This window comes from Haloarchaeobius sp. FL176 (assembly GCF_024609245.1).
In the GTDB taxonomy this organism is placed as follows: domain Archaea; phylum Halobacteriota; class Halobacteria; order Halobacteriales; family Natrialbaceae; genus Haloarchaeobius.
The window spans coordinates 19,358-45,411 of record NZ_JANJYH010000007.1; the positions used below are offsets into that span (position 1 = coordinate 19,358).

Annotated in this window: 25 protein-coding genes; 6 read left to right on the forward strand and 19 right to left on the reverse strand. The window is 66.3% G+C overall.

Translation table 11 applies throughout. From position 1 onward, the window contains the following. Positions 1 to 52: 52 nt before the first annotated feature. On the reverse strand, positions 53 to 1,303 hold the full coding sequence (locus NO978_RS13620) for a hypothetical protein (RefSeq protein ID WP_257300142.1): 1,251 nt from the start codon (positions 1,301 to 1,303) through the stop codon (positions 53 to 55). A gap of 281 nt (positions 1,304 to 1,584) precedes the next feature. Here NO978_RS13620 and NO978_RS13625 point away from each other — a divergent pair, with 281 nt between their 5' ends. After that, positions 1,585 to 4,746: a methyl-accepting chemotaxis protein gene (locus tag NO978_RS13625; RefSeq protein ID WP_257300143.1), complete on the forward strand. Its 3,162-nt coding sequence runs from the start codon at positions 1,585 to 1,587 to the stop codon at positions 4,744 to 4,746. Positions 4,747 to 4,920: 174 nt separating this feature from the next. On the opposite strand, the gene NO978_RS13630 is transcribed toward NO978_RS13625, so the two are convergent. From NO978_RS13630 to NO978_RS13670, 9 genes are all read right to left on the reverse strand, one after another. Then, the gene (locus NO978_RS13630; RefSeq protein WP_257300144.1) at positions 4,921 to 5,724 is read right to left on the reverse strand and encodes a protein-glutamate O-methyltransferase CheR; all 804 of its coding nucleotides are present in this window, start codon (positions 5,722 to 5,724) and stop codon (positions 4,921 to 4,923) included. Continuing rightward, positions 5,721 to 6,242 carry a chemotaxis protein CheD gene (locus NO978_RS13635; protein ID WP_257300145.1) on the reverse strand — a complete coding sequence of 174 codons (522 nt, stop codon included), beginning with the start codon at positions 6,240 to 6,242 and terminating at the stop codon, positions 5,721 to 5,723. Before NO978_RS13635 ends, NO978_RS13630 begins: the two co-directional genes overlap by 4 nt. Beyond that, entirely contained in the window at positions 6,239 to 7,483 is a 1,245-nt protein-coding gene (locus tag NO978_RS13640; RefSeq protein WP_257300146.1) for a chemotaxis protein CheC, read from the reverse strand. Before NO978_RS13640 ends, NO978_RS13635 begins: the two co-directional genes overlap by 4 nt. Further along, positions 7,480 to 8,085, reverse strand: coding sequence for a chemotaxis protein CheC (locus NO978_RS13645; protein ID WP_089733111.1), 606 nt, complete (start codon positions 8,083 to 8,085; stop codon positions 7,480 to 7,482). Before NO978_RS13645 ends, NO978_RS13640 begins: the two co-directional genes overlap by 4 nt. A 25-nt stretch (positions 8,086 to 8,110) precedes the next feature. Continuing rightward, entirely contained in the window at positions 8,111 to 11,611 is a 3,501-nt protein-coding gene (locus tag NO978_RS13650) for an ATP-binding protein (protein WP_257300148.1), read from the reverse strand. Next, positions 11,604 to 12,677, reverse strand: a complete 1,074-nt coding sequence (gene cheB / locus NO978_RS13655; protein ID WP_257300149.1) for a chemotaxis-specific protein-glutamate methyltransferase CheB — start codon at positions 12,675 to 12,677, stop codon at positions 11,604 to 11,606. Before cheB ends, NO978_RS13650 begins: the two co-directional genes overlap by 8 nt. Then, positions 12,674 to 13,036: a chemotaxis protein CheY gene (gene cheY, locus NO978_RS13660; protein WP_089733104.1), complete on the reverse strand. Its 363-nt coding sequence runs from the start codon at positions 13,034 to 13,036 to the stop codon at positions 12,674 to 12,676. The genes cheB and cheY overlap by 4 nt, the downstream gene beginning before the upstream one ends. A 125-nt stretch (positions 13,037 to 13,161) precedes the next feature. Then, a complete protein-coding gene (locus NO978_RS13665) occupies positions 13,162 to 13,749 on the reverse strand; it encodes a chemotaxis protein CheW (RefSeq protein ID WP_257300150.1) in 588 nt (195 codons plus the stop codon). A 4-nt stretch (positions 13,750 to 13,753) separates the two neighbouring features. After that, the gene (locus tag NO978_RS13670; RefSeq protein ID WP_257300151.1) at positions 13,754 to 14,653 is read right to left on the reverse strand and encodes a prenyltransferase; all 900 of its coding nucleotides are present in this window, start codon (positions 14,651 to 14,653) and stop codon (positions 13,754 to 13,756) included. Positions 14,654 to 14,801: 148 nt separating this feature from the next. Between NO978_RS13670 and NO978_RS13675 the strand changes: the two genes are divergently transcribed. The 4 genes from NO978_RS13675 to queC all read left to right on the forward strand — a co-directional run bounded on the left by NO978_RS13675 (position 14,802) and on the right by queC (position 17,238). Beyond that, positions 14,802 to 15,161, forward strand: coding sequence for a helix-turn-helix domain-containing protein (locus tag NO978_RS13675; protein WP_257300152.1), 360 nt, complete (start codon positions 14,802 to 14,804; stop codon positions 15,159 to 15,161). A gap of 88 nt (positions 15,162 to 15,249) precedes the next feature. After that, positions 15,250 to 15,711, forward strand: a complete 462-nt coding sequence (locus tag NO978_RS13680; RefSeq protein ID WP_257300153.1) for a 6-pyruvoyl tetrahydropterin synthase family protein — start codon at positions 15,250 to 15,252, stop codon at positions 15,709 to 15,711. Between the two features lies 1 nt (position 15,712). Further along, positions 15,713 to 16,477 carry a 7-carboxy-7-deazaguanine synthase QueE gene (locus tag NO978_RS13685; RefSeq protein ID WP_257300154.1) on the forward strand — a complete coding sequence of 255 codons (765 nt, stop codon included), beginning with the start codon at positions 15,713 to 15,715 and terminating at the stop codon, positions 16,475 to 16,477. Between the two features lie 17 nt (positions 16,478 to 16,494). Beyond that, a complete protein-coding gene (gene queC / locus NO978_RS13690) occupies positions 16,495 to 17,238 on the forward strand; it encodes a 7-cyano-7-deazaguanine synthase QueC (protein WP_257300278.1) in 744 nt (247 codons plus the stop codon). Between the two features lie 33 nt (positions 17,239 to 17,271). Here queC and NO978_RS13695 read toward each other — a convergent pair whose 3' ends face one another. From NO978_RS13695 to NO978_RS13725, 7 genes are all read right to left on the reverse strand, one after another. After that, positions 17,272 to 17,424 carry a hypothetical protein gene (locus NO978_RS13695; RefSeq protein ID WP_257300155.1) on the reverse strand — a complete coding sequence of 51 codons (153 nt, stop codon included), beginning with the start codon at positions 17,422 to 17,424 and terminating at the stop codon, positions 17,272 to 17,274. 48 nt (positions 17,425 to 17,472) lie between these two features. Then, positions 17,473 to 18,408, reverse strand: a complete 936-nt coding sequence (locus NO978_RS13700) for a DMT family transporter (RefSeq protein ID WP_257300156.1) — start codon at positions 18,406 to 18,408, stop codon at positions 17,473 to 17,475. 82 nt (positions 18,409 to 18,490) lie between these two features. Next, entirely contained in the window at positions 18,491 to 19,051 is a 561-nt protein-coding gene (locus tag NO978_RS13705; RefSeq protein WP_257300157.1) for an NAD(P)/FAD-dependent oxidoreductase, read from the reverse strand. 64 nt (positions 19,052 to 19,115) lie between these two features. Beyond that, positions 19,116 to 19,598, reverse strand: coding sequence for an SRPBCC family protein (locus NO978_RS13710; RefSeq protein ID WP_257300158.1), 483 nt, complete (start codon positions 19,596 to 19,598; stop codon positions 19,116 to 19,118). A gap of 95 nt (positions 19,599 to 19,693) precedes the next feature. Further along, a complete protein-coding gene (gene lrpA1 / locus NO978_RS13715) occupies positions 19,694 to 20,122 on the reverse strand; it encodes an HTH-type transcriptional regulator LrpA1 (RefSeq protein ID WP_257300159.1) in 429 nt (142 codons plus the stop codon). 103 nt (positions 20,123 to 20,225) lie between these two features. Next, a complete protein-coding gene (locus NO978_RS13720; RefSeq protein ID WP_257300160.1) occupies positions 20,226 to 21,161 on the reverse strand; it encodes a thiamine pyrophosphate-dependent enzyme in 936 nt (311 codons plus the stop codon). 3 nt (positions 21,162 to 21,164) lie between these two features. Beyond that, complete coding sequence (locus NO978_RS13725) at positions 21,165 to 23,075, reverse strand: 2-oxoacid:acceptor oxidoreductase subunit alpha (RefSeq protein WP_257300161.1); 1,911 nt, start codon at positions 23,073 to 23,075, stop codon at positions 21,165 to 21,167. A 179-nt stretch (positions 23,076 to 23,254) separates the two neighbouring features. Here NO978_RS13725 and NO978_RS13730 point away from each other — a divergent pair, with 179 nt between their 5' ends. Further along, positions 23,255 to 23,461, forward strand: a complete 207-nt coding sequence (locus tag NO978_RS13730) for a hypothetical protein (protein WP_257300162.1) — start codon at positions 23,255 to 23,257, stop codon at positions 23,459 to 23,461. Between the two features lie 26 nt (positions 23,462 to 23,487). Here the strand turns inward: NO978_RS13730 and aroC are convergent, their stop codons facing one another. Further along, positions 23,488 to 24,633 (reverse strand): chorismate synthase, encoded by a 1,146-nt coding sequence (aroC, locus tag NO978_RS13735; protein ID WP_257300163.1) that lies wholly within the window; start codon positions 24,631 to 24,633, stop codon positions 23,488 to 23,490. Positions 24,634 to 24,815: 182 nt separating this feature from the next. Next, positions 24,816 to 26,054: an alkaline phosphatase family protein gene (locus NO978_RS13740; RefSeq protein WP_257300164.1), complete on the reverse strand. Its 1,239-nt coding sequence runs from the start codon at positions 26,052 to 26,054 to the stop codon at positions 24,816 to 24,818.

The following is a 26,054-nucleotide window of genomic DNA, read 5'->3' on the forward strand; positions in this document are numbered from 1 at the left end:
GGGGAAAACGACTCCGCCCCCGATGTATCCTACCGCTTTCTCTCGGCGTGGGTCATCGTAGCTTCCAGTCGCCCTGGAACATCACCCGCAGGCCGGCTTCCCTCGCGAGCGTCTCGATGCGGCCCCGTCGTTCCGCGAGTGACCCCGCAGTCCAGAGGTACGGCCCGGCGTCGAGGGTCACGTACTCGTCCATCGGTTCACCGCTCGGGTGGCGCGGAACCCGGTTCAGTACGGCGTTCCCGCCGTCGTTCGGGACGTACGGGAGCGACAGGCCGGCGTCGAGGTGCTGTTGCTCGAGCAGGTAGTCGGCGGTCGCCTTCATCGTCTCCGCGACGGACGAGCCGCCGACCGCACCGATGGAGCTCCGGCCCTTGAACAGGCGGGCGACGTACTCGCCGTCGTCGCTCATCGGCGCGTGGGTCGCACCATCGACATCGTGGTCGTCGTCATCGCGTGTCACAGATCCGTCCGCGTGACCCTCGGCCCCTGTGCTCGCTGGCTCCCGACCGGCCTGCGTCGCCGCGCCGCCGGGCACCGATTCGATAGACCGTGTCTCCGACGGCGAGTCGTCAGCAGCACTGCCGTCGCCGCCGGCTGTAGACGCCGACTGCTCGTGCCGGCCGCCGGAATCGGAGGCTGTCTCCGAGGGTATCCGCGACTCGTCGGGGGCGACCGTCTCGACGACCTCGTCGACGAACGACGCCGTGGCCGTCCTGACCGGTCCGTCGGGCACGGCAGCCGCGTCCGTCCCGGCGGCCGAGTTCAGTTCAGCCACGAGAGCCTCGACGAGTTCCGTCCGGCGCTCGGCGATGCTCTCGGCCGCGGCCAGCCGTCGCTCACGGCCCCGCACGTACTCGGCGGCTCGTTCGGGTGTGAACTGCCCGAGGTCGGCAGCGTGGGACGGAAGTTCACCCAACGAGCAGGTGAAGCCGTCCTCGCCGTCCTTCTGGCGAGCCACGAAGGCGAACCGCCGACCGTTGGTCAGAATCCCCCACTCGACGTCCGCGGCTTCCATCGCGGACAGCAGCGTCTCGGCGTCCCCGGCATCCAGTGGAGACTCAGATGCCAGTGTGTCGACGAACACCGCGGGGACCCCGTCGACGAGCAAGGCGTAGTCGACGACTGCGTCGGCACCGTCGACTGCGAATGCGGCTTCGACGGCCGGCGAACGGACGTCCCAACCGAGACACTCGAGAAACGGCTCGACGAGGCGCAGCTGGGTGTTTCGCAGTCCGAGCTCCCCGCCGGCTGACGCCGCGCTCCCGGCCCGCTCGACGTACGACGCCAGTTCGTCGGCCTTCATCGTCCCCGCGTACGGCGGTCATCGGGATGTATGTTATCCCTGAAAGAACTCCGACACGGGGGTGTGTGCTATATTTTTATTCGACCGACGCAACGGCCACCAATTTAAAGACGGTTTACTTACCCCAGCGCACTCTGGTGTTTTCATGTGTGATAATCTCCGGTAGCGTTTTATATTCTAGTACCTACCGTATCGCACATATGCTGGGCCCACTCCGTCGACTCGTACCACAATTTATCCGCAAAAGTTACGCGTTGAAGTTCGGTATTGCGCTCCTTATTATGGGTCTGGCAGTCGGGGCGGTGGGGTTCGTCGCGACCGGTCAGATTACAGAGGAGGTGCAGACGAGCGTCAACGACAGGTTGGGTGACCAGGCACAACAGGAGGCACGGAACCTCCAGTCCTGGGACGAGCGTAACCTGGTGATTACACAGACGACAGCGACTGAACTCGAAGAGCCGGTGGGAAGCAACGACCGGTCGGCCGTCGAGTCGGTCTTAGACGAACGGACGACAGAACTGCAGTTCCAGCGAGGGATTCGCGACATGCACTGGGTAAGTCTCCAGAACAACAACGTGCTCGCGACCTCGCACGACCCGTACAACGGGTCCTCGCTCAGCAACATCGAGACTGCGTGGGCGAGCGAACTGAACGGTGGCAGCATGAACACCGTGCCCGAGAACGGCGCGTTCTACACCGTCTACCAGAACCACGACGGCCGGACCGTTGTCGCCTACGCCTATCCGGTGAAGGGGACCAGCGGGTCCCAGGTCATCGTCACGGCGGTCTCGGTCGCTGACTACGGCCGCACCATCCAGAACGACGAGGGCCAGGCGACGATGATCCTGACCGCGAATAACGACGTTGCGTTCGCGAACGACAGCCGTGTCGACGCTGACGGCTTCATCGGGAGCCCGTTCGGCACCGACGAAGACGTCGCGAGCCTCGCAGCCGGAGGTTCCGGCACGTTCACGACGTCACAGCCGCCGGAATCCGTCGCGGCGATGGTCGGAAGCGAGTACGGCGGCGACGAGTACGCCGTCAGCTACGCACAGGTCCCCAACCGGGACATGGTCGTGACCATCAGCTCGCCGACGAACGAGGTGTACGGCTTCGTCAACACGGTGAGCGAGTGGGGCCTGTACGCGACCATCGGTGGGATGGGAATCATCGTCGTGTTCGGGACCATCATCGGTCGGAACACCGCGGCGTCCATCGACCGGCTGACCACGAAGACCGAGCAGATGGAGGAAGGGACGCTGAACGTCGACTTCGAGACGCACCGCATCGACAACATCGGTCGACTGTACGACGGGTTCGCGTCGATGCGTGACGCCCTCCGCGAGCAGATTCAGGAGGCCCGGGATGCCCGCGAAGAGGCCGAACTCGCACGCGCCGAGGCCGAGCAGATGAACCGGCACCTGGAGCGCAAGGCCGACGAGTACAGCAGCGTCATGCAGGACGTGTCCGCGGGCGACATGACCCAGCGGATGAACTCGGAGTCCGACTCCGAGGCGATGGTCGACATCGCGACCGAGTTCAACGAGATGATCGGCGAGATCGAGGAGACCGTCGGGCAGCTCAAGAACTTCGCGAACGAGGTTGCCACGTCCTCCGAGGAGGTCACGGCCTCCAGCGAGGAGGTGCGCTCCGCGTCCGAGCAGGTCACGGAGTCCATCCAGGAGATTTCCGACGGTGCGGACCGGCAGAACGACAGCCTCCAGCGCGTCAGCCAGGAGATGTCCGGCCTGTCGACCACCATCGAGGAGATCGCGTCCTCGTCCAACGAGGTCGCCGACTTGGCCGAGCGGACCGCCGAGACCGGCCGTGACGGTCGCGAGGCCGCACAGGACGCCATCGAGCGGATGGCCCAGCTGGAGCGCGAGAGCGAGCAGGTCACCGAGCAGATCGAGCAGCTCGAGACGGAGATGGAGCAGATCGACGAACTGATCGACTTCATTTCCGAGATCGCAGAGCAGACGAACATGCTCGCCCTGAACGCGAACATCGAGGCTGCACGTTCCGGCTCCTCCGGCGAAGGGTTCTCCGTCGTCGCACAGGAGGTCAAGGACCTGGCCGAGGAGACGAAGGACGCGGCCGAGGACATCGAGCAGCGCCTCGAGCGCATCCAGTCGACCACCCAGCAGACGGTCGAGGGTGTCGAGGGTGCGTCCCAGCAAATTTCCGCGACCACCGACGCCGTCGAGGACACGGTGGACGCACTCGACGAGATTGCCGGCTACGCCGAGGACACCAACACCGGCGTGCAGGAGATCTCGGCAGCGACAGAAGAACAGGCGGCCTCCACCGAGGAGGTCGTCGCGATGGTCGACGACGCGGCGACGATCTCCGAGGAAACTACCAGCGAGGCGGAGACGGTCGCGGCAGCCGCCGAGGAGCAGACGACGGCACTCACCGAAGTGTCCAAGAGTGCGAGCGACCTCGCGAACCAGGCCTCCCGCCTGAGCGAGGCACTCGACCGCTTCGACACTGACGTGGACGCCGACATAAAGTCCGAGGACGGGAGCGCCCTGCTCGGAGACGTGGAGGCCGAGCCCGAGTCCGAGGAACCGACCATCGTCGACGACTCCGACCCTGCGGAGGCCGTCATGGAACTTTCGGACGAGGTCGACATCGACGCCACGGTGGACGACGGGGACGAATCCGGCGGTCTGGGTGACGCACCAGCGACGTTCGAGGATGACGAGCAGCCGTCCGCAGACGCCGAGTCGGACGTCTTCGACGACACCGGCAGCTTCGGTGACGACGACTCCCTCGCCGTCGACGAGGACGTCGACGCCGACGGGCTGGAACTCGACGACGCCGTGCCGGACGAGGAGCCGGCTGCCGACGCGGACTCAGCAACCGACGTGGAGACCGGGACCGGCGACGCCGATGCCGTCGACGAGGACGTGGTCGATTCGGCGGCCGACGCCGAGGACGAAGAGTCGGCCGGGAACGACATCCAGGACTTCGACCCCGACATCGAGTTCGGTGACGACGAGCCCAACGAGACGGGCATCGACGAAGCACCGGAGAGCGACGACGGGTTCGCCGCGGACGCGGACGCGGAGCGGTCGGACGATGCCGACGTGACCCCGGACGCGGAGTCGACCGTCGAGACCGAATCGACCGTCGACGACGAGACCGAGGAGATCGACAAGCAGCTCGACGAGGCACTCGGCTTCGACGAGGGCTCGTTCGACGACCTCGAGGACGAGGGCGAGGACGAGCCTGAGACGGAGACCAAGGAGGTCCCCGGAGTGGAGAACATCGACTTCGGGAGCGAAACGACCGAGACGGCCGCAACCGAAGGGGAGCCGACCGATGCAGACGCGGACGGCGACGACGCCGCAGACGACGACACCGCGGACGACGCGGACGAGGACGGTGCAGACGACATGTTCTCGTTCGCACAGACCGAGCCCGAAGAGGACGAGTAAGCCGACGACCGCGGTCGGTGGTTCCTTCTTTCGCGCACTGCATCCGTGAGTGACGACACCCGTATCTGGGCCCGGTAGCGAGACGGGTGGTAGGTCCGTCACACCGCTCGCGGTGACTCACCCGGCCTCGTGGCCGCCGCTACGGGCTGGTGAACCGGACGAAAGACGGCGTCCTCACTCGCGTTGGTAGATGCGCAGCCGCCCGTCGAGCACGTCGAACGCTGACTTGAGCTGCGGCGGAATAGTCTCGGCCTTGCCGATGACCAGATAGCCTTCGGGCCGGATCGACTGTGCGATAGTTCGGAGGATAGGTCGCTTGTACTCGTTGTCGATGTAGATGAACAGGTTCCGACAGACGACGAGGTCGAAGCCGGACTTCGGATCGTCGTTGATGAGGTCGTGCCGGGCGAAGGTGACCAGCCGCTTGACCCGGTCGGTCACCTCGAAGCGGTTGTCGTCCCGGTCGACGTACGCGTGGAAGTTCGAGAGGAAGCCGAGCTGCTCCTCGATGTCGATGGTACGGGTGCTGTGGTAGACTCCCTCCTGTGCGGTCGCGAGCGCTTCCTCGTTGATGTCGGTGCCGTACACTCGGAACTTCGACTCGTCGATGCGCGGGTCGTCGAGGATGAGCATCGCGAGCGAGTACGGCTCCCGGCCGTCGGCACACGCCGCCGACCAGACGTGGACACGGTTCTGCTCGGCCGACAGCGTCCGCAGCACCGACCGGATCCCCTCCCAGACATCCGGGTTGCGGAAGAAGCCGGTGACGTTGATCGAGAGCGCGTCGAGGAGCTCCTGTGCCTCGGTGGGGTTGTTCACGAGCAGCTCGTAGTACTCGCCGTAGTCCGACGTGTCCGTCCGTCGCATCCGCGAGGAGAGCCGCCGCTTGAGGTAGCTGTCGTTGTAATGACTCGTCGCGAACCCGATCTCGTCTTCGATGTACTGTGCGACCCGACCGAAGTCGGAGTCGTCGGTCACAGCTCCGTCACTCCACGGTCGCCGTCGGCGGTTCGGATCTGGAGCGTTCCAGTCCCGACGTCGAACTCGACGGTCCGACCGCGCTGCCCGCCGACGTCCTCGCCGATGATGGGGACGCCGAGCTTCCCGAGCTCCTCCTTTGCCGCGGCGACGTTACGGTTGCCGACGCCGTCGCCGAAGGACTCGAACTCGAACATGTCGCTGCCGCCAGCGATCTTCGCCTCGACGGAGGTGTACGCAGCACCCTTCTCGACCATCCGGCGGAGCATCGCCCGGATGGCCGTGTCGGCGTACTTGCCGGGCTGTGTGTCCGCGCCGTCTGCTGTGTCGCCGTCCGGCAGCATCACGTGCGCCAGCCCCCCGATACCGGAGTCGGGGTCGTACAGCGCGATGGCGAGACACGAGCCCAGCCCGTAGGACTTCAGCGTCTCCGTCGACTCTTTGCCCCTGACTACGAACTCCGAGATACCGACCTGGACCGGCTCGGGTGCACCGGGTTCACTGCCGTACGTCTTCATGCGTTTTCAACTTCGTCGATGGGGAAATCTGCCTTGGTCTCTGCGTCCTCGATCTTCTCGATATCGAGGTTGTTCAGTGCGCGCTCCAGGTCCGCCTCGTCCGGGATGGCGTAGATGGAGCAGTCGAACTCGCGGTCTTCGGACCTGATCACCGTGTCGAAGACGAACGCGAAGTCCTGGTTCTCGCCGAGCCCGATGATGACCGGGTCGATGACGGCCGCGCCGTAGTCGTGGATGTACTCCGGTGGCGAGTGGTCGATCGTCGTATCGAGCACGTTCGCCCAGCCGTCGATGAAGCCCGAGGCCATGATGTTCCCGAGCTCCTTGATGGCGCTCTCGCCGAGCTCGCCGAACTCGTCCTCCGGCGGGTTCGGGATGGTCGCCTCGACGACCTCCCGGGCGGAGGCCTCGTCGAAGAGGAACAGCAGGTAGCCCGACGGCGTCCCGTCGAGTTCGAAGGCGACGCCGACGAGCATCTCGTCGTCTATCTCCTGCGGGATGGCCGCGAGCGAGGCGAACTTCAGCCGCCGAATCTGCACACCGGTGTCGATGCCGGTGAGGGTCGTGATGTTCGAGGCGGCCTCGCGTGCGCCCTGCTGGGCCATCTCGTCGAAGCCAGCGAGCTTGTCGTACTCGATACCTCGACTGTCGTCGTCGGTGTGCTGCTCGAGGATGTCGGCCATCGACTCCTGCTCGGGGAACAGGTAGTGCTTGAACCCGATCTCGGTGTCGACCGCCTCGATCTGGCTCTGGAACAGCAGCGCGAGGTCGTCGTCCGTCGGAGCCTCCTCGAGGTCGCCCAGGAACGGCTCGGCGGTCTCTCCTTCGATGAACTCCGGCGTGGAGACGTCTATTGCGGTGCCGAGCACGTCGGCCCAGCCGTCGATGAAGCCCGCGTTCATGATCTGGCCGACCTCGGTCGCGGCCGACCGGCTCATGTCGTCGAACTCGTCGGCCGACGCCTCCTCGACGAGCGCGCTGACGACGCGAAGGGCGGCGTCACGCTCGAACAGGATGAGCGAGTGGCCGTCGAGCCCGCCGGAGAGTTCGACCCGGACGCCCACCTTCGGGATGCCGTCCTCGAACTCGGTCCGTATCTCGGAGCCACGCATGAAGTTGAGCTTCGTGATGCCAACTCGGGTCTCCACGTCGGTCATCCGGGTGAGCCGACCCGCCGCGAGTCCAGCACCCTCCCGCGCCATGTCGTAGAAGGTGCCGAGCGCGGTGATGTCGAGTTTCATGTGGGCCTGGCTTCGATCCCGTTGACCATCTCCACGAACTCTTCGAGGTTCGGGAAGGCGTATATCTCGGCGTCGATATCGTAGCTCGGGACGGTCAGATTGGAGTCGAAGAACAGTGCGAGGTCCTCGCCGCCGAGACCCGCTGTCCGTTCGACGATCTCACCGGCCGGTGCGTACACGAGCTGCGGTGTCGCGATGTCGATGGTTCGACCGAGCACGTCGGCCCAGCCGTCGATGAACCCCGAGGCCATCATGTTGCCCAGCTCCTCGACGGCCGAGCGCGCCATCTCGCCGGACACCTCCGACATGTCGTCGACCATGTCCGAGAGCATGAGCGCCGTTATCTTGCGGGCGCTCGCCTCCGGGAACAGGATGAGGATGTGTCCGTGCGGGGGCTCCATCAGACGGACCCTGACCCCGACGCGCTTGCCGGCGTCCATCTGGGTCTTGATGTCCTGGATGTCGATGAAGTTCGTCTTCGTCACCTCCATCTTGGCATCCTCTCCTGTCAGTTTGCTCATGTTGTCGGCGACCCCGTTGGTGCCGACCTTGGCCATCTCGTTGATGAAACTCAGCTTCCGAATGTCGACCATCAGACTCATAGCTTCCTCCAGTGTTTTCGTCCGTTCATAATGTCTTCACGTCAAGGATGTTGACTACCTCACCTTCGCCCAGTACTGTCGCACCGCTCAGCCCGGGGATACCTCCGAGGACACCCTCGAAGGGCTTCACGACGACCTCCTGCTGGCCGCGAACTTGGTCGCAGTGGACCGCCACGGGACGGACCTCGTCACGGATGCGGAGCAGCATGCCGTCGCCGTTTCTCGCCCTGCCCGGCGTTTCGAGCGCCTCGTTCAGCCGGACGAGCGGATACGTGCGGTCGCCGTCGCGGACGACTTCCTGCCCGTCCTCGACGGTGATGTCGGCCGCGGCTCCGATGTCCTGGATGTCCTTGACTGGGACACCGAACTCCTCGTCGCCGGAAGTGACGAACATCACGTCGGCGATGGCGACCGTGACCGGAAGCAGCATCCGGATCGTCGTCCCCTCACCGGGAGTGCTCTCGACCGAGACCGAGCCGTCGAGGTCGTTGACGGTGCTCTTGACGACGTCCATCCCGACACCGCGGCCGGAGACGTCGGTCACTTCCGAGGCTGTCGAGAGGCCGGGGTGGAAGATCAGTTCGTAGGCATCCTGATCCGACAGGTCGGCCGCCTCGTCCTCGGTGAGCACGTCCGCCTCGACAGCCGCATCGCGGAGTCTGTCCGGGTCGAGGCCGCGACCGTCGTCCGTGACCTCGATGGCGACCTGGTCGCGTGCGCGCTCGACCTCGAGCGTGACGTTTCCGGTACGGGGTTTGTCCACAGCCTCCCGTTCGTCGGGGGCTTCGATGCCGTGGTCCACCGCGTTCCGGACGATGTGGACCAGCGGGTCGCCGATGCGGTCCAGGATAGACCGGTCGACCTCGACGCCCTCCCCGTGCATCTCGAACTCGACGTCTTTGTCCTGTTCGCGGGAGATGTCGCGCACGATGCGCGGCAGTCGGTTCGCGACCATCTGGACGGGCACGAGGCGCACGTCCATGACGGTGTCCTGCAGCTCGCCGGTCAGGTCTTCCAGTTCGTCGAGTTCGGTGTCGAGTTCAGCGGGGTCGGCCCCCTCCTCGACGGTCCGGCGGAGCCGGACGCGACTGGTGACCAGCCCCTCGACGAGGTTGAGCAGGCGGTCGACCTGCTCGACGTCGACACGGATGGACTGTATCTCGTCGTCCGCCTCGGCGTCACCGCCCTCGTCCACGAGCGTCTGGATGTCCACGTCGACGTCGAGCGCGGACACCTCGGCACCGTCGTCGTCCGCAGCCGCAGTGGACTCGCCGGTCTCTTGCTCCGGGGCCGGGTCGAAGCCGTCCGCGCTGTCGAGGTCGGCCCCGCCGAAGTCTCCGTAGCTCTCCGTGCTCGGCTGGCTCACCGTCGCGGACTCGTCTGCGCTGGCCCCGAAGTCGCCGGTCTCGACCTCGGTGGCCGGCTCGGCTTCCGCGCCGGGCTCGTCCAGTTCGAACTGCTCGACCTCGACGCGGTCGAGGTCCCCGTCGTTCGCCGACATGCCGGCAGCGATATCCTCCCCTGCTGCGTCGGCGGGTTCGTCGAAGCCGTCGTCGGTGCTTCCTGCCTCGGTGGGTTCATCGAAGCCGTCGTCGGCGCTTCCGGCGTCGGCGAACTCGTCGTCGAAGGAGTCCTCCTCGAAGGGGTCAGCAGACGCGTCGTCGATGCCCGACGAATCGGCAGGGTCTGCGGCGTCGAGCTCGAACTCGTCGGCGTCGTCGAACTCGGTATCCGTGCCGTCGAACCCGGTGTCCGTGTCGTCGAGCGCGTCGGTCCCGAAGTCGTCGGCGGACATCGAGTCGAAGTCAGAGCCGGTGTCGTCCCCGAACTCGTCGACAGCCGACGTGGCGTCCGCCTCGTCGACAGCGTCCGCCGCCGCGGCAGTGTCTGTCCCGGGCTCCGCTTCGTCGACGGCGTCGGTGGCCGTTCCATCGGAGCCGGCATCGGTAGCAGTCGTCTCGCTCCCGGCAGTCGTGTCGGACTCCTCCGCATCGGGGGTGTCCGTGTCGACGGTGAAAGCGTCGGCGTCTGCCGTGAAAGTGTCCGTGTCAGTGTCGGCCGTGACGGCGTCGGTATCGGTGTCGGCGTCTGCCGTCACCGCATCCGTCTCGGTCGCCGCGACCGGGTCGTCCGGTTCGACCGGGGTCTCCGCCTCGCTCTCCTCGAAGCCAGCGACGTCGTCGTCGCTGACGAGGTCGTCGACGGAGACCTCGTCCTGGTCGGTCCCGACGGCGGCCTCGGTGTCGCCTCCGAAGAAGTCGTCGTCAGACTCCTCGAAGTCCTCGCCGAGGAGTTCGTCGAAGCCGACCTCCTCCTCGTCCGCGTACTCGTCGAACTCGAGCTCGTCGAGCTCGTCCTGCAGTTCGTCGAAGCCGACGGGGTCGACCTCCTGCTTGAGTTCCGCGAACGTCGCCGCCGCGTCGTCGACCTCCTCGTCGGGATCCTCGACCGGCTCGGTGTCGGCCGCCGCTTCCCCGGCGTCCTCCTCGTCGAAGGAGACGTCGAGGTCCCCACCGAACTCGTCGCCGAGAGGGTCCTCGGCCGGCTTGTCGCGGGGGTCGAGGTCGTCGCCGAGGTCGAGGTCGTCGAACGAGCCGGCGTCGCCGAGGTCGTCGAAGCCCGAGACGTCGTCCATCTCCTCGACCATCGCGTCGAGGTCGTCGTACTCGTCGAACTCGTCGAGGAGGTCGTCGACGCTCATGTCCTGTGCGGCATCGGCGTCGATCCCGCTCCCGGACCCCTCCTCGAACAGGTCGTCGAACTCGTCGTCATCGGCCTCGGGTGGCTCCGGTTCGGCCCGCGAACTCTCGTAGGCCGCCGTGACATCGTTGATTCGGGCCTGTGCGACTGGCTCGACGGGGTCGAGTGCCGCCGAGATGGCGGCCTCGCCGACGGCGCTGCCGAAGACGGCGTCGAAGGTGCCGTCGTAGTCGCCGGCGGCGATGGTCTCCGGGTCGGGAACCGTCCCGAGGAGGTCGAACGCGTCCGCGAGCGCGTCCACGACCGCACTCCCGTGCGCTACGGAGCCGGACTCGTCGACCGCGAGGCGGACGTGGAACACGTCGTGCTCCTCGTCCGAGAGGTCGTCGGCCACGGTGACCGCGTCCTCGATGGCGTCGTCGGTCGGTTCACCGATGGTGGGGACGCCCGTGGCTTCCTCCTGGACCTCGCGGACGGTCGCGATGGTCTCGGTCGGGTCGGTCCGTATCTCACCGTACGCGCGGACCTCGTCGACCATGGTCTCGAGTTCGTCGACGGCCGCGAATATCTCGTCCATCAGGTCGGCCGTGACCTCGATCCGGCCGGACCGGACGACCTCGAGGAGGTCCTCGATGGCGTGGGCCAGGTTCGAGGCGCGCTCGAAACCCATCGCACCGCTGTTGCCCTTCAGAGTGTGCGCCATCCGGAAGATGCGGTCCATAGCCGCGTCGTCCGTGGGGTCGCGCTCCAGTTCGAGCAGCGCGTTGTTCAGCTCGGTGATGTTCTCTTCGCTCTCCTGAACGAAGTCTCTCTGGTACTCATCCATGCGTCTGACCCTCCTGGGTGAACGTCGAGCAGATGCCCGCCGGGATTTCGTCGCCCGGTAGCACCTGTTCGACGCAGCCCGTCTCTATCGCCTGCTTGGGAATGCCGAACACGGGGCTCGTCTCCTCGTCCTGGGCGATAGTCGCGCCGCCGGCAGCCTTGATGGCTTCGATACCGGCCGCACCGTCTTTGCCCATCCCGGTCAGCGCGACTCCACAGAGCGGGTCTCTCACCCGGTCCGCGGCGGTCTCCATCGTCACGTCTATCGAGGGCCGAACGCCGTGGCGGCGCTCTCCCTCGGTGAGTCTGATGCGCAGTCTGCCCGCGACGTTCGAGGTGACCTCCATGTGGAAGCCCCCCTTGGCGATGACGATGTCGCCGTCGTCGACGGCCTCGCCGTCGCTCGCTTCGCGCACCTCGTAGGGCGTGAAGCGGTCGAGGCGGGCCGCGAGGCGCTCGGTGAACGACACCGGCATGTGCTGGACTATCAACACCTTCGCGTCGAGTGCGAGCGGGAGGTCCCGCACGATTCGCTCGACGAGCTTCGGCCCGCCAGTCGAGGCACCGATGACGACCGTCGGGTGGTCGACGTACTGCCGTGTCGACTCCGCCTCGGCCGCGACCGACCCGCCAGCATCGGCGACCGCGGTCCGCTCGGCCGTCGCCACCGAGGAGATATCGGCGCGCTCGACGGCCTCGCACTTCTCGACGAGTCGATCCGAGAGGCTGGCGATGTCCGGTGACACCTCACCGCTCGGCTTCGTGAGGAAGTCGACGGCACCCTCCGCCAGCGCGTCCAGTGTCGCGTCAGCACCGCTGTCCGTGTGGGCGCTGAGCATCAGAACCGGGGTCGGGTTCGTCGACATGATCTCACTGACCGCTTCGATTCCGTTCATGCCGGGCATCTGTACGTCCATGGTGACGATGTCCGGCTGGTGCTCTTCGACGGCTTTCACCGCCGCTTTCCCGTCGCTGGCGCTTTCGACCTCGTACCCGTTGTCGGCGAGGATGTTGCCGATGACAGTCCGCATGAACTGCGAGTCGTCGACAACGAGCACGCTCGTCATGCAGGTACGACGTCTTTGAGCGCCTTGCGCACGCTCGGTTCCTCGAACGGCTTCGTGACGTATCCGTCAGCGCCGGCTTTCACCGCGAGCTTCATCTTCTCGCGTTGGCCGACGGACGTACACATGATGACCCTGGAACTCGGGTCAAGCTTCTTGATGGCCGCTGTAGCCTTGATACCGTTGCATTTCGGCATCACGATGTCCATCATCACGATGTCCGGATTTTCCTCTTTGTACAGTTTGACCGCCTCTGCCCCGTTGGACGCCTCTCCGACGATGTCATACTCGTCCTCCAATATCTGACGGAGGAGGTTCCGCATAAAATGAGAGTCGTCCACGATGAGCACCCCTGTCGACATTCAGTTAGTACACCAAGCCACGTTAGACGTAGCGCGGATATAAATGCTGTTGCCCGGTTATCAGAGTCGAGAACACGGGATAAACACGCCCTTACTGCCAGTAACCGGACGTTTAGGCCGCCGAGTTACGCCGTGGCGTCCTGCCCCGACGCCTTGATGAGCCCTTTGATGTCCAGCAGACCGATACGTTCGGTCACGTCGCCATCTTCCATTCGACGGATGACTGCGTTCACGAGGGGGTGGGAGGCGTCAGCGGCCTCGACGTGGTCGTCCGGAACAATCTGTCGGAGCGGGAACACCTCGACGCCATCGACACCGTCGACCCGGATGCCGACCCCCTGCTTGTCCGCGGTTCGGTCGAAGACGATGATGCGTTGCCGCTCGAAGGGCGCGGTGTCCGCCTCGATGTCGAAGTGGACGCGTGGCTCGATGACCGCCGTAATCTCGCCACGGAGGTCGATGATGCCATCGATCGCCGGGGACGTCCGTGGGACACGCGTACGCTCGGACTCCTTGACGATGCTCTTTACAGCATCGACACTGACCGCGAAAGACTTCTCGCCGATCTGGAAGATAACGAACCGCTCCGTCTCCTCGTCCTCCTGCTCGCGGGCTGTGTCGTCGGGGTGTTCGGTCGTCGCGTCGGGCTCGAGGTCCTCGGCATCGGCCTCGACCTCGACGTCCACGAGTTCGTCGGGCAGGTCCGCAGACATGATTCTATACGCCTAATACCGCCGGTGGGTAAAAACGTTGACCCCCGCGAGCGAGGACCAGCAGCGCCCAGGTGAAGAGTTGGACCACGGCCAGCCCGACCATCGTCGCGACGCTGGGAAACGGTGACGTGACGCGGGTGAACCGGTGACTCGCGACTATCCCGGCCGGTGTCAGCAGGAGACAGCCCCAGCCGACGACCCGTGGGAGCAGGTCGACGAGCGGGAACAGACCGAACATGGCGAAGGTCGTCCCGGTCGTCAGCCAGTGCGCCCAGCGCAGCCCTGTCGTCGACCAGCGGGTCGGTAAGGTCCGCTTACCCGTCTTTTCGTCCGCCCGACGGTCGGGCCACTGCGTCGCGAGGAGGTTCGCGAACACGTAGACGGTGAACGGGAGGAACGCGAGTACGGCGACCGCGTCGAGCGGACCGCGCGCGACAGCGACTCCGAACAGCGGGAGGACGAGCCCGCCGAGCAGTGCGTTCGTGACCTCGCCAAGTCCGCGAGCGACGAGCCGCGGCCCGACGGAGTACGCCCACCCGAGGACCACGACGACCACGAGGAGTCCAACCCCGCGGGCGGTCACAGCGCCGACCGAAAGGGCGGCCCCGGTGGTCACTGTGCCGACCGCGAGTGCGGTCACAGCCGCACGGAGCGCGGTCTCGGCAGGCAACCCAGTAACCACGAGCGCACCGCTTCCGCCGGAGAACCGCGTCCGTTCGGTGATAGCATCCGTCTCGACGTCGGCGTACTCGTTCACGTAGTGGACGCTGGCAGCGAGTGGGACGAGCGCGACAGCGCCGACTGCGGTCCGGGTGAGGTCGAACGACCCACCGCGACTGGTGCCCGCGCCCACGCCGATCGCATAGACGACCAGGATGAGGAGGAGCTGTGACGGGCGTGACATTTTCCACCACGCAAACAGTCGTTCGCGCCCCGGTAATCCCACCATGGCTCCGTGTTGGTTCGTGTGACCCTAATCCTGCTGGTCACGAAGGGACTAACGACCCACTACCACAAGATTCAATCTTGATAATGAGACTATACTGTTGCAGATGTCTACTGGACGATGGGCTACCCAAGGCACTGGGGTCGACGAGCAGGAGTTGCTCGAGGCACTCGGCAACAAGTACAGCGCGGAGATACTCTGTGCGGCGCAATCCCCCGCGTCGGCACAGGAACTGAGCGACGAGATGGGAATCCCGATAGCGACCTGTTACCGTCGGATCGAGGAGCTCGTGGAGGCGGGGCTGCTCGAGTGCGAGGGCCGACAGCTCTCAGAAGAGGGTCGACGCACCAACGTCTACCGGCGTACCCTGGACGAACTCGCTGTCGACTTCTCCAAGCCGGTTCCCGCGTTCTCCTGTAAGGAACGCTCCGAGGCCAAGAACCGTATCCAGGACAAGATGGAGTGAGCCCCCGCTTGCGGTCCGTTCTCGTGTCTCTGAGTGGCGACTACGGCTGGTTCGGCAGATTCAAGTATTCTCTCAGGAATACCCGGGTATGACTGAAGTAGCCCTCGAACACGACCGTGGGAGCGTCGAGCTCGACGACACCGAGCGAACGCTCTACGTCGGTCGCGACCGGCCCATCCGACTCAGCGCCGGACATCGGATTCGACACCACGACGGGAAATGCTCGCGACCGCACGGGCACAACTACGAGGTGACCGTCCGTCTGACCGGGACGCTCACCGACGAGGGGTGGCTCGTCGACAAGGGCGACGTGACAGACGTGCTCGACGCGTTCGACCACCGGTTCCTCCTCGAAGCGGGCGACCCACTCGTCGAGGCGTTCGAGGCAGCAGGCGACGGCGACGGCGTCGTCGTCCTCGAACACCCGCCGACGGCCGAGGTGATGAGCGCGTACTTCGAGGCCGAACTGGAATCACAGCTCCCGGACACCGTGACCGACGTGGCGGTCCGGGTCGCCGAGACGACGGAGCTGTGCGGTGGCGGCTTCTGAGATGCCCGTCAGTAGCGACGTCACGCGGCCCGACGACGGTGAGGGCGACCTCCCTATCAACGAGCTGTTCTACTCTCTGCAGGGTGAAGGGAGCCTCAGCGGGGTCCCGAGCGTGTTCGTCCGGACGAGCGGCTGCAACCTCCGCTGCTGGTTCTGTGACTCCTATCACACCTCGTGGGAGCCGACTCACGCCTGGATGGGTGTCGACGATATCGTCGACGCCGTCGTCGACTACGACCACGCCGACCACGTCGTCGTCACGGGCGGCGAGCCGCTCCTCCACGAGCCCGTCGTCGACCTCCTGCACGAGCTCGACGCCCGGGGATACCACACCACCGTCGAGACGAACGGGACCATCAACCGGGACGCCCCGATCGACCTCCTCTCCGTCTCGCCGAAGCTGGCGAACAGCACCCCGACCCCCGAGCGCGACCCGACCGGCCAGGGCGAGTGGGCGGAGCGGCACGAGCGGGACCGCATCGACCTCGAGACCCTCTCCGAGCTCGTCGCGGACTACGACCACCAGCTGAAGTTCGTCGTCACGGACGAGTCCGACGTTGACGAGGTCGAGGCGCTGCTCCACCGGCTCCGCGATGTCGCCTGGGTGCCCGTCCACGACGAGAACGTGCTGCTGATGCCGGAGGGCGCGACCCGCGAGCGCCTCGCCGAGACCAGTGAGCGCGTCGCGGAGCTGGCGATGGCTCACGGCTACCGCTACACGCCGCGACTCCACGTCGACCTCTGGAACGACGCCCCCGAAACGTGACCCCATTCACCGTACACATGACCGACGACACCAGCGCAACGAGCGACCAGCACCACCCGACCGACCAGCAACGCGCCGTCGTCCTCGCCTCCGGCGGGATGGACTCCGCGACCGCGGCGTACCTCGCCGCCGACCGTGGCTACGAGGTCTGCCTGCTACACACCAGCTACGGACAGAACACCGCGAACCGCGAGTTCGAGTGCGCCGAGTCCCTCTCGAACGAACTCGACGCAGTCGTCGACTTCCTCCACGTCGAGACCGGACACCTGCAGGCGGTCGGCGGCTCCTCACTCACCGACGAGGAGATGGACGTCGCGGACGCAGACCTCGATGCCGACGAGATACCGTCGTCGTACGTCCCGTTCCGCAACGCGAACCTGCTCTCTATGGCGGTCTCCTACGCCGAGGCGAAGAGCTGCGACGCGCTCTTCATCGGCGCCCACAGCGAGGACTTCTCGGGCTACCCCGACTGCCGTCCCGGCTTCTTCGATGCCTTCCAGACCGTCGTCGACGTGGGGACGAAGCCGGAGACAGACATCGCCATCGAAGCCCCGTTCGTCGAGTGGTCGAAGACGGACATCGCCGAGCGGGGGCTCGAACTCGGGGTTCCCTACGAGCACACCTGGTCGTGCTACCGCGAGGACGCACCTGCCTGTGGCACCTGTGACGCCTGTGCGTTCCGACTCCAGGCGTTCCAGCGGCTCGACGAGCGCGACCCTATCCCGTACGAGGAGCGGCCGAGTTACGTTGAGGAGGCCTGAGATCGGTGGTTTGCTGTTCGGACGGGAGGCCGCTCAGGCCCCGGCGGGGACGGGTACCTCGACGGTTCGGTCGACCGCGAACAGCGCGAACAGCGCGAACAGACCGTACAGTGCCGGTTCGTTCGTGAACACCCCGATGACACCCAGGATGCCGAGCGCCCCGAGCTTCCGTACGTTCACTTGCATCACATGTAGTGGTGGGGTGTGTGGGTTCATAACGGGCGGGGGCGGTTCTCAGTCCGTCGGAACGTCGTCCCCGTGAGCGTCGTCCTCCTCGTCCTGTTCCCGAATCCAGACCGTGATGGCGATGCCGACCAGCGCTATCGCCCCACCGGCGACCGTCAGGACGCCGGGGACCTCCGCGAACAGCGCCAGCGCGAGCACGGCGCTCCCGAGCGGCTCCCCCAGCAGCGAGACGCTCACGACCGCGGACTCGACCCGGTCCAGCAACCAGTTGATGACGGTATGCCCGAAGATTCCGGGGCCGACCGCCATCGCCAGGAACAGCACGTACTCCCGTGGCGGATACCCGAGCAGTGCGTGGCCCTCCGCGACGACCGTCGCGAACAGTACGACTGTGCAGGCCGCGTAGACGACGGTAACGTACGGGAACAGCCGGATGCGCTGGCGGAGCGACCGACCGGCGAGCACGTAGCCCGCGGCCATCGCGGCGGCGACCACCGCGAGGACGTTCCCGAGCAGCGGGTCGGTCGCGGTCGCACTCTCTCCCGCGTCGAGGCCGATGAGTGCGGCTCCGAACACGGCGACGACGATGCCCGTGACCGTCCGTCGGGTGACGCGGTCGCGCAGGAACAGCCACGCGCCGACGGCGACGAACAGCGGCTGGGTCTGGACGAGCGTCGCGCTCGCCGCGATGGTCGTCAGGTCGATGCTCGCGAACCAGAGCGCGAAGTGGGCCGCGAGGGCGACGCCCGCGACGACCGCGAGACCCATGTCCCGGCTCGTGATGCGCCGGAAGTCACCCGGGGACCGCCGGAGCGCGACGGGTGCGACGAGACAGGTCATGAACAGGACCCGGTAGAACGCTTTCACCGAGCTCGGGGCCGCCGACAGCTCAACGAGTGGCGCGCTCGTGCTGACGGCGGCGACGGCGACTGCGAGCCCGACCACCGGGCGGGAGCCGACGTACTCGCGGACGGCGACTGACACGTCAGCCCATCCGGGGAGCCGCATCAAGGAGATTCCGGTAGCGGCGAGCCGAGCGAGTCCACCCGTCCCCCGTCGTGGGGCCCTACTCCGCGTCGGCGGGCGTGTCGAAGTCGTGGAAGTGCTCGCCCTTCTCCTTCGAGAGGACGTTCAACGCGGCCGCGGCCCCGTCACCCGCGGAGATGATCGCCTGCCACTCCTCGGCGCGGACCATCGCACCGGTGGCGTAGCAGTCCGCGACACTCGTCTCCATCGTCACGTCCACGTCGACCACGTCCTCGTCGGTGAACGCACAACCGAGGTCCTCGGCGAGGTCCCGGTCCGCGCCGGTCGCGAGGACGACGTAGTCCGCGTCGACTGCGTCGTCGGCATCCGTGGTGACGGTGAACCCGGCATCCGTCGTCTCGATGCCGGTCACCTCGACACCCTGATGCCGTTCGACGCCGAACTCGTCGACCTGTTCGCGGGCGTCCTCGACGAAGGCGGAGCCGTCCTCGGAGTCGATACCGAGGTAGTTGAACAGGTGTGCCTTGTGCATCCAGGTGCCGTCCGTGTCGTAGACGGTGGTCTCGAGTCCGTTCTTCGCGGTGAACAGTGCGGCGGACAGGCCGGCGGGGCCGCCGCCGACGACGGCGATGTGTGTCATACAGTGGTAATAGACGCCCGCGTCGCGGTTAAAGGTACGCGAGGCGGCCAGCTGGGTGGGTCTATCAGCGCTCCAGTAGCTCTTTCGTCCGGCGGTGCCGGTACCGGAACATCGGCTCGAAGCCAACCCACGCGAACGGGCCGCCGAGGTCACCCAGTCCGCCGAGCGGGAGCCGGTACTCGACGCGGTCGTCGATCACGGTGCGGTCGCCGGCGGCGTAGAAGCTGTGGGTGTGCTCCCAGTGTCGGAACGGGCCGCCACGCATCTCGTCCCGGAACAGCGCCGCACCGGCGTCCTCGGTCCGTTCCGTGATGACGGAGGTCCAGCGCTGGGCCGGCCCCACGCCGAGCGGGCGCATCGCCATCTCGATCTCCGAACCGGTCTCCAGCACCTCGGGGTCCGGTTCGCCGTCAGGCCCATGGACAGCTTCGACATCGAGATTCGCGAAGCCGGGGGTGAGCGCCTCCAGACCGGCGACGTCGGAGTGAAAATCCCAGACCGTCTGGAACGGGGCGTCGACGACAGTGCGACGCGAGTAAACGGGCATGCGTACCTGTAGGGAATCCGAGTGCAAAAGGAGCCCGGTGGCGGCACCGACGGCCTGCGTCCGACCGTGTCCCCGACGACTCCGTCCGTCGGGCGTTACTTCAGGCGTTCCTGGAGGAACGACGGGTGTGCAGCGGTAACTCCCTCGATGGAGAGCACCTCGTCGTGGATGACGTCGCCGAGCTCGTCGCCGTCCGCGGCGCGGACCTCGGCCATCAGCATGTGGTCACCGCTGGAGGTGTACAGCGACTCGACGGCGTCCAGCTCTTTGAGTGCGCGGGTGGCCTCGACGTAGCGCTCGGATGCCACGTCGATGCCGACCAGTGCGATCGACTGGCTGGAGAGCTTCTTCGGGTCGACGTCGGCCGAGTAGCCGACGATGACTCCCTCCTCCTCGAGTTGACTGATGTACTTCCGAACGGTGGGTTTCGAGACCTCGGCTCGGTCAGCGATTTCGGCATAAGAGGCCTGTGCGTCTTCCTCCAGCACAGAGAGGATACGGTCGGCCGTCGATTCGGTGCTCATACAGTAGAGTTTGCGTCGGCGGAAAAATAAGTTATGAATCCGAAAACGGGACGAATAGTTCGCAAAACGCCCCGGGCGGGCGCGGCGAAATCGGGCGACGGCGCTACTTGTGACGCTCGAGCAGGTCGTAGCTGCGCTCCCACTCGTAGTCGTCGTCGAAGTAGCGCTCGGCGAGCGGCTCCTCCGGCATCTCGCCGATGGCCTGCTTCTCCTGCTGGTAGGACGGGCTCTCGTCGTCGACGTAGTAGCGGCCGGTGAGCACCTCGCCCTCGTAGAGCTTGTTCTCCGTCTGGAACATCATCCGGGCGGCCTCCTCGCGGTCGTTGATGTCGTGGTCGTAGTCGTCGGAGTCCTGGATGTCGACGTACGGGACGTACTGCTTCGCGTCCTTGTTCCAGGTCGGGCACTGGGTGAGGAAGTCGATGTGCGCGAAGCCGTCGTACTCGATGGCCTCCTTGATGATCTCCTTGGCCTGGTTCGGGTTGACGGCCGCGGTGCGGGCGACGTAGCCCGCGCCGGCGTTGAGCGACTGCGACAGCGGCCGGATGGGTGTCTTCGCGCTCCCCGACGGCTGGGTCTTGGACTTGTGGCCCTTCGGGGAGGTTGGCGAGGTCTGGCCCTTCGTCAGGCCGAAGACCTCGTTGTTGAACACGATGTAGGTCATGTCGTGGTTCTCCCGGGCGGTGTGGATGAAGTGGTTCCCGCCGATGCCGTAGCCGTCACCGTCGCCGCCGGCGGCGACGACCTCCAGCTCCGGGTTGGCCAGCTTCGCGGCCCGTGCGACGGGCAGCGAACGGCCGTGGATGGTGTGGAAACCGTAGCTGTCGAGGTAGCTGTTCAGCTTGCCCGAGCAGCCGATACCGGTGACAGTCAGGACCTCCTCCGGGTTTCGGCCGACCTCGGGCAGGGCCTGCTTCAGCGCCTTCAGGACGCCGAAGTCACCGCAGCCCGGACACCAGGTCGGCTGGGGCTCGTTACCGGGGGTGAACTCGTCCCGGTCGATCTCTCGTTCCTCTCCGATCGCGTTGAATGCACTCATGGTCTAATCACCTGCTGCTGGTTCGAATCGCACCTGTGCTGTCGGGTCGGCCGAGTCGCCACCGAGGCGAATCTCGAAGCCCTCGACGATCTCGCCGGGCTCGAACGGGTTCCCGTTGTACTTGAGCATCGAGGTGAGCTTCGGGCCGAACCGGCCCAGCTCCTTCTGGAGCAGGCCACGGAACTGCGCCGACGCGTTCATCTCCACGACGAGCGCCTCGTCGACGCTCTCCAAGAACTCGGTCAGTTCGTCCTCGGGGAACGGCATCATGTCGGAGACGCCGATGCCCTTGACGGCGTGGCCGGCGTCGTTGAGGCGGTCGACGGCCTCTTCGACGGTCCCCTGCTGGGAGCCCCAGGTGATGATTCCGAGGTCCGCGGACTCGTCGCCGAAGTACGTCTGCTGGGAGTCGTGTTCCTCGTCGAGCTCCGTCCGGATGGACTCGAGCTTGCGCGTCCGGCGGTCCATCTGGAGGACGCGGTTGTCCGTGTCCTCGGCGATGTGGCCGGACGGCCAGTGCTCGTTGCCCGACGCGAGGTAGCGACCGCCCTTCTGCCCCGGGATGGAGCGCGGACTGACGCCGTTCTCGGTCTCGTCGGGGTCGGACTGGAAGCGCATGAACTTGCCCGACGCCTCGTGGGCGGCCTCCTTCAGCTCCTCCTCGCTGAGCGTCGAGCCGAGCGACGGGTTCGGCTCGCGGTCGAAGAAGCTCTCGTCGACGTTCTTGTTCTCGCCGGAGAGCTTCTGGTCGTAGATGAGGATGGCCGGAATCTGGTACTCGTAGGCGATGTGGAACGCCATCCGGGTCTGATCGTACGCCTCCTCGATGTTCCCGGGCGCGAAGACGACGCGCTGGGAGTCACCCTGGGAGGTGTAGAGGACGTGTTCGAGGTCGGCCTGCTCGGGCTTCGTCGGCATCCCGGTCGACGGCCCGGCTCGCATGGACTCGACGAGCACGAGCGGCGTCTCGGTCATCTCCGCGAGGCCGAGCGGCTCGGACATCAGCGCGAAGCCACCGCCGGACGACCCGGACATGGCCTTCACGCCGGCGTGGCTCGCACCGACGGCGAGCGCGGCCGCGGCGATCTCGTCCTCGACCTGCTCGGAGATGCCGCCCATCTTCGGCAGGTTCTGTGTCATGATGGTGAACACGTCGGTCCACGGCGTCATCGGGTAGCCTGCGATGAAGCGACAGCCCTCGTCGATGGCGCCGTAGGCGATTGCGTTCGACCCGGAGACGAGCACCTGCTCCTCGTCGTGCTCGCCCGAGGGGGCGCGCACGTCGTGCTCGAACTCGTACTCCTCCTGTGCCATCTCGTAGGCATCGCGCAGGATGGAGAGGTTCGCCTCGAGGACGTCCCCGGACATCGCGTCCGTCATCAGGTCCTCGATGTGGTCGAGGTCCATTTCCAGCAGCGCGGCGGTGACGCCGACGCCGGCCGTGTTCCGCATGACCTCGCGGCCGTGCTCCTTGGCCATGCCGCGGAGGTCGATGGGGAACACGTGCCAGTCGTTCTCCTCGGCGCGCTCCTCGAGGTTCAGCTCGGCCACGTCGTCGTCCTCCAGGAGCCCGGAGTCGTAGACGATGACGCCACCCTCGCGGAGTTCGTCGAGGTTCTCAGAGAGCGGTTTGATCTCCTCGTCGCCGTAGACGGCCTCCTCCTTCGGGTTCCGGGCGAACGAGTCGCCCAGCGCGAGCAGGAAGTTGTAGCCGTCACCGCGGGACTGTACCTCGTGCCCTGCCGCTCGAATCTCCACGTACGTGTGGCCACCACGGATCCGAGATGGGTAGTGGCGGTGTGTGAAGATGTCGAGCCCCGACCGCATCAGGGCCTTCGCGAAGTTCTGGCTCGTCGAGTCGATTCCGTCTCCGGAACCGCCTGCGATCCGCCAGATAAGTTCGTCATCAGTCATGCTCAATAATCACGGCCCCCTGTAAGGCCAGTGTAGTAGTGAGTTGGTCGGAGTCGGACTAAAGCCTTTGCTATACATTAGCATGGAATAATAGTGATAGACTGACGGCGCGGCCGTCGTCGCGCCGAACGCACGGTCGAACCGCACGAATTTTAATCCGGAACCGACTCCGTTCGTACATGCCAACCGACGACGAACTACCCGAGATTCCGGTCATCTGCGAGGACTGCGACACCCGGACCGCCGTCCCTTTCAGCGAGGTCGAGGACGCGGTCACCCGGCATAACGAACAGCTACACGACGGCGAACCGGGCGCAGAGGTCGACCCCGAGGTGCTCGACCAGCTGAACGATCTCGTCGCCGAGGATATGGGCCTCCTCGACTGAGACGACGACGACCGCCTGCTGGCGGTCTATTCGGGCTGGCTCGGGTGGTAGTCGGTGTCGTACTCACCGGGCTGGCCGTCCAGCCGGTCCGGGTTGATGCGCCCGCCGAGCAGCATGAAGTCCAGCAGCGTGCAGGCGAGCATCGCCTCCACGACCGGTACTGCACGCGGCGGGAGCACCGGGTCGTGCCGGCCGACGACCTGCACCTCCTTCTCCTCGCCCGTCTCCCAGTCGACCGTCGTCTGCTCCTTCGGAATCGAGGTCGGCGCGTGCCAGGTTATCTCGCCGTAGATCGGCTCGCCCGTCGTGATGCCGCCCTGGAGTCCGCCGTGGTCGTTGCCGACGGGGACCGGGTCGCCGTCCTCACCGAGTTCCCAGTCCTCGTTCCGGTCGATACCGGCGACCTCGCGGGCCTCCCGTCCCAGCCCGAACTCGAACGCCGTCGTCGCCGGAATGGACATGAACGCCTGCCCGAGCCGCGACGGGACGCCGTCGAACCGGGGCGCGCCGAGCCCGCGCGGGACACCGCGCGTCTCGAAGTAGACGCTCCCGCCGATGGAGTCGCCCGCCTCCTGGTACTCGTCGATCAGATCGCGCATCTTCTCGGCGGTCTCGGGGTGTGCACAGCGGACCTCGTTCTCCTCGGTGTGCTCGCCCAGCTCCGCCCAGGAGACCGGCGGGGACTCGATGTCGCCGATCTGGTTGACGTGCGCCCGCACCTCGACCCCCTCGGTGGCGAGTATCTTCTTGGCAATCGCGCCCGCAGCGACCCAGTTCACCGTCTCCCGCGCCGACGAGCGGCCGCCGCCACCCCAGTTCCGCGTCCCGAACTTCGCGGAGTAGGTGAAGTCGCCGTGGCTCGGCCGCGGGGCCGTGATGAACGGCTCGTACTTGCCCGACCGGGCGTCCTTGTTCTCGATGACCATCCCGATGGGCGTCCCGGTGGTGTAGCCGTCCTGGACGCCGGACTTGATGGCGACCGCGTCCGGTTCGCCGCGGCTGGTCGTGATGTGTGACTGGCCCGGCTTGCGTCGGTCCAGCTCCGCCTGTACGTCCGCCTCGTCGAGTTCGAGCCCGGCTGGACAGCCCGAGACTGTCACGCCCATCGCCTCCCCGTGGCTCTCCCCGAACGTGGTCAGCTGGAACAGACGACCGAAGCGATTGCCGTTCATGTCCCCGTCTCAGGGGCGTGGGGATTTAGGTGTTGTAGACCGCGCCAGAACTGACCGTTGAAGTACGATGCCGGGAGCAGGACCGGCGTGACCTGACCGAGACACCTGCGCGTCCAGCGGTTGTGCGACGCAGCGTGCAGGAAGCCTTGCGAGCGTCGCCTGTCAGCCTGAACGGAACTCCCTCAGAAGAGGTCGGAGATCCGAACGGCCGCAACCCCGGTCAACATCTCATCGGGATGTAACCCGCCGTGCATCCCGACCAGCTCCAGCTCCTCGGGCTCGTGGTCGCCCCACCACGTGCCGAGGTCACGGTGGGTCAACACCAGGTCACCGAGCCGGCGAAGGAAGGTCTCCGACGGCTCGACATCGCCGAACAGCTCCCGCTCCAGCGCCTCCGCCCGCGTGAACGCACGGGCGTCGAGAGAGCTGGATAGCCGGTCAGCGGTCGACTGCACACGCCCCCGTTGCAAGTGAAGCTGGACGTTGCGTGGGCTGCCCGCGTAGCGAATCGGCTCGCCGTCGGGGCCTCTCGCCAGCGCATCGACAAGTTCGGCGTCCGCGTCGAGGTCCACGTTGCGCTCGGGGTCGGTGTCGACGTGGCCGTGGTCGGCGGTCACCAGCAACAGCGTTTCCTCGCGCGTCTCGTCGTCGAGCCCGTCGAGCGCGCGCTCGACGACCTCGAACACTTCGCCGACGGTGTCACGGTACTCGTCCGAGCCGGTGCCACTGTGGTGCGCCTCGTGGTCGACGTGCGGGACGTAGCAGAAGCAGTAGGACCGACCGTCGGCAGCGTCGACCGCGGCTCGAACTTGCCCGGGCAGCTCGTCCAGCGAGCCGTAGGTGTGTGCTGTCGCCCCTTCGTAGGTCTCGTCGAACGGGACGACGTGGTGGGCCTCGACGCCCTGCTCGGCCAGTGACGGGTAGATTGCGTCCGCGTCGAACACCTCGTCCGGCCCGAGGCCGGTCGGCTCCTCGCCGGCTTTCGTCAGGAACGGGAGCGCCTCGAACGTCTCACCGGCCGCCGGGTCGTGAACGTTCCAGCCGACGACGCCGTGCTTCGCCGGGAGCGCTCCCGTGTGGAACGTCGTGATGGCAGCCGCCGTCTCGCTCGGGTAGATGGACGTAAGCGGCGTCACCCGCGCCGCCGCGGTGAGCCGGTCGAGGAACCCGTGGTGCGTGCGCTCCCGACGCCACTGCGTCCAGCCGAAGCCGTCGACGAGCACGACGAGCACCGTCTCCACGCCGTCGGTGTCGACGCCGTCGAAGGTGTCCGCTGGCAGGGACCGCCCGGCGTCCGCGCCGAGGAGCGACGCGACCGCCCCTGGCACGTTGGCGAAGCAGTAGCCGTCGTAGTCGGGAAACAGGAAGCCGTCGTCCTCGAACCGGTCCCGCAGCGACACCGCCAGATCCGTCCGGAGCAT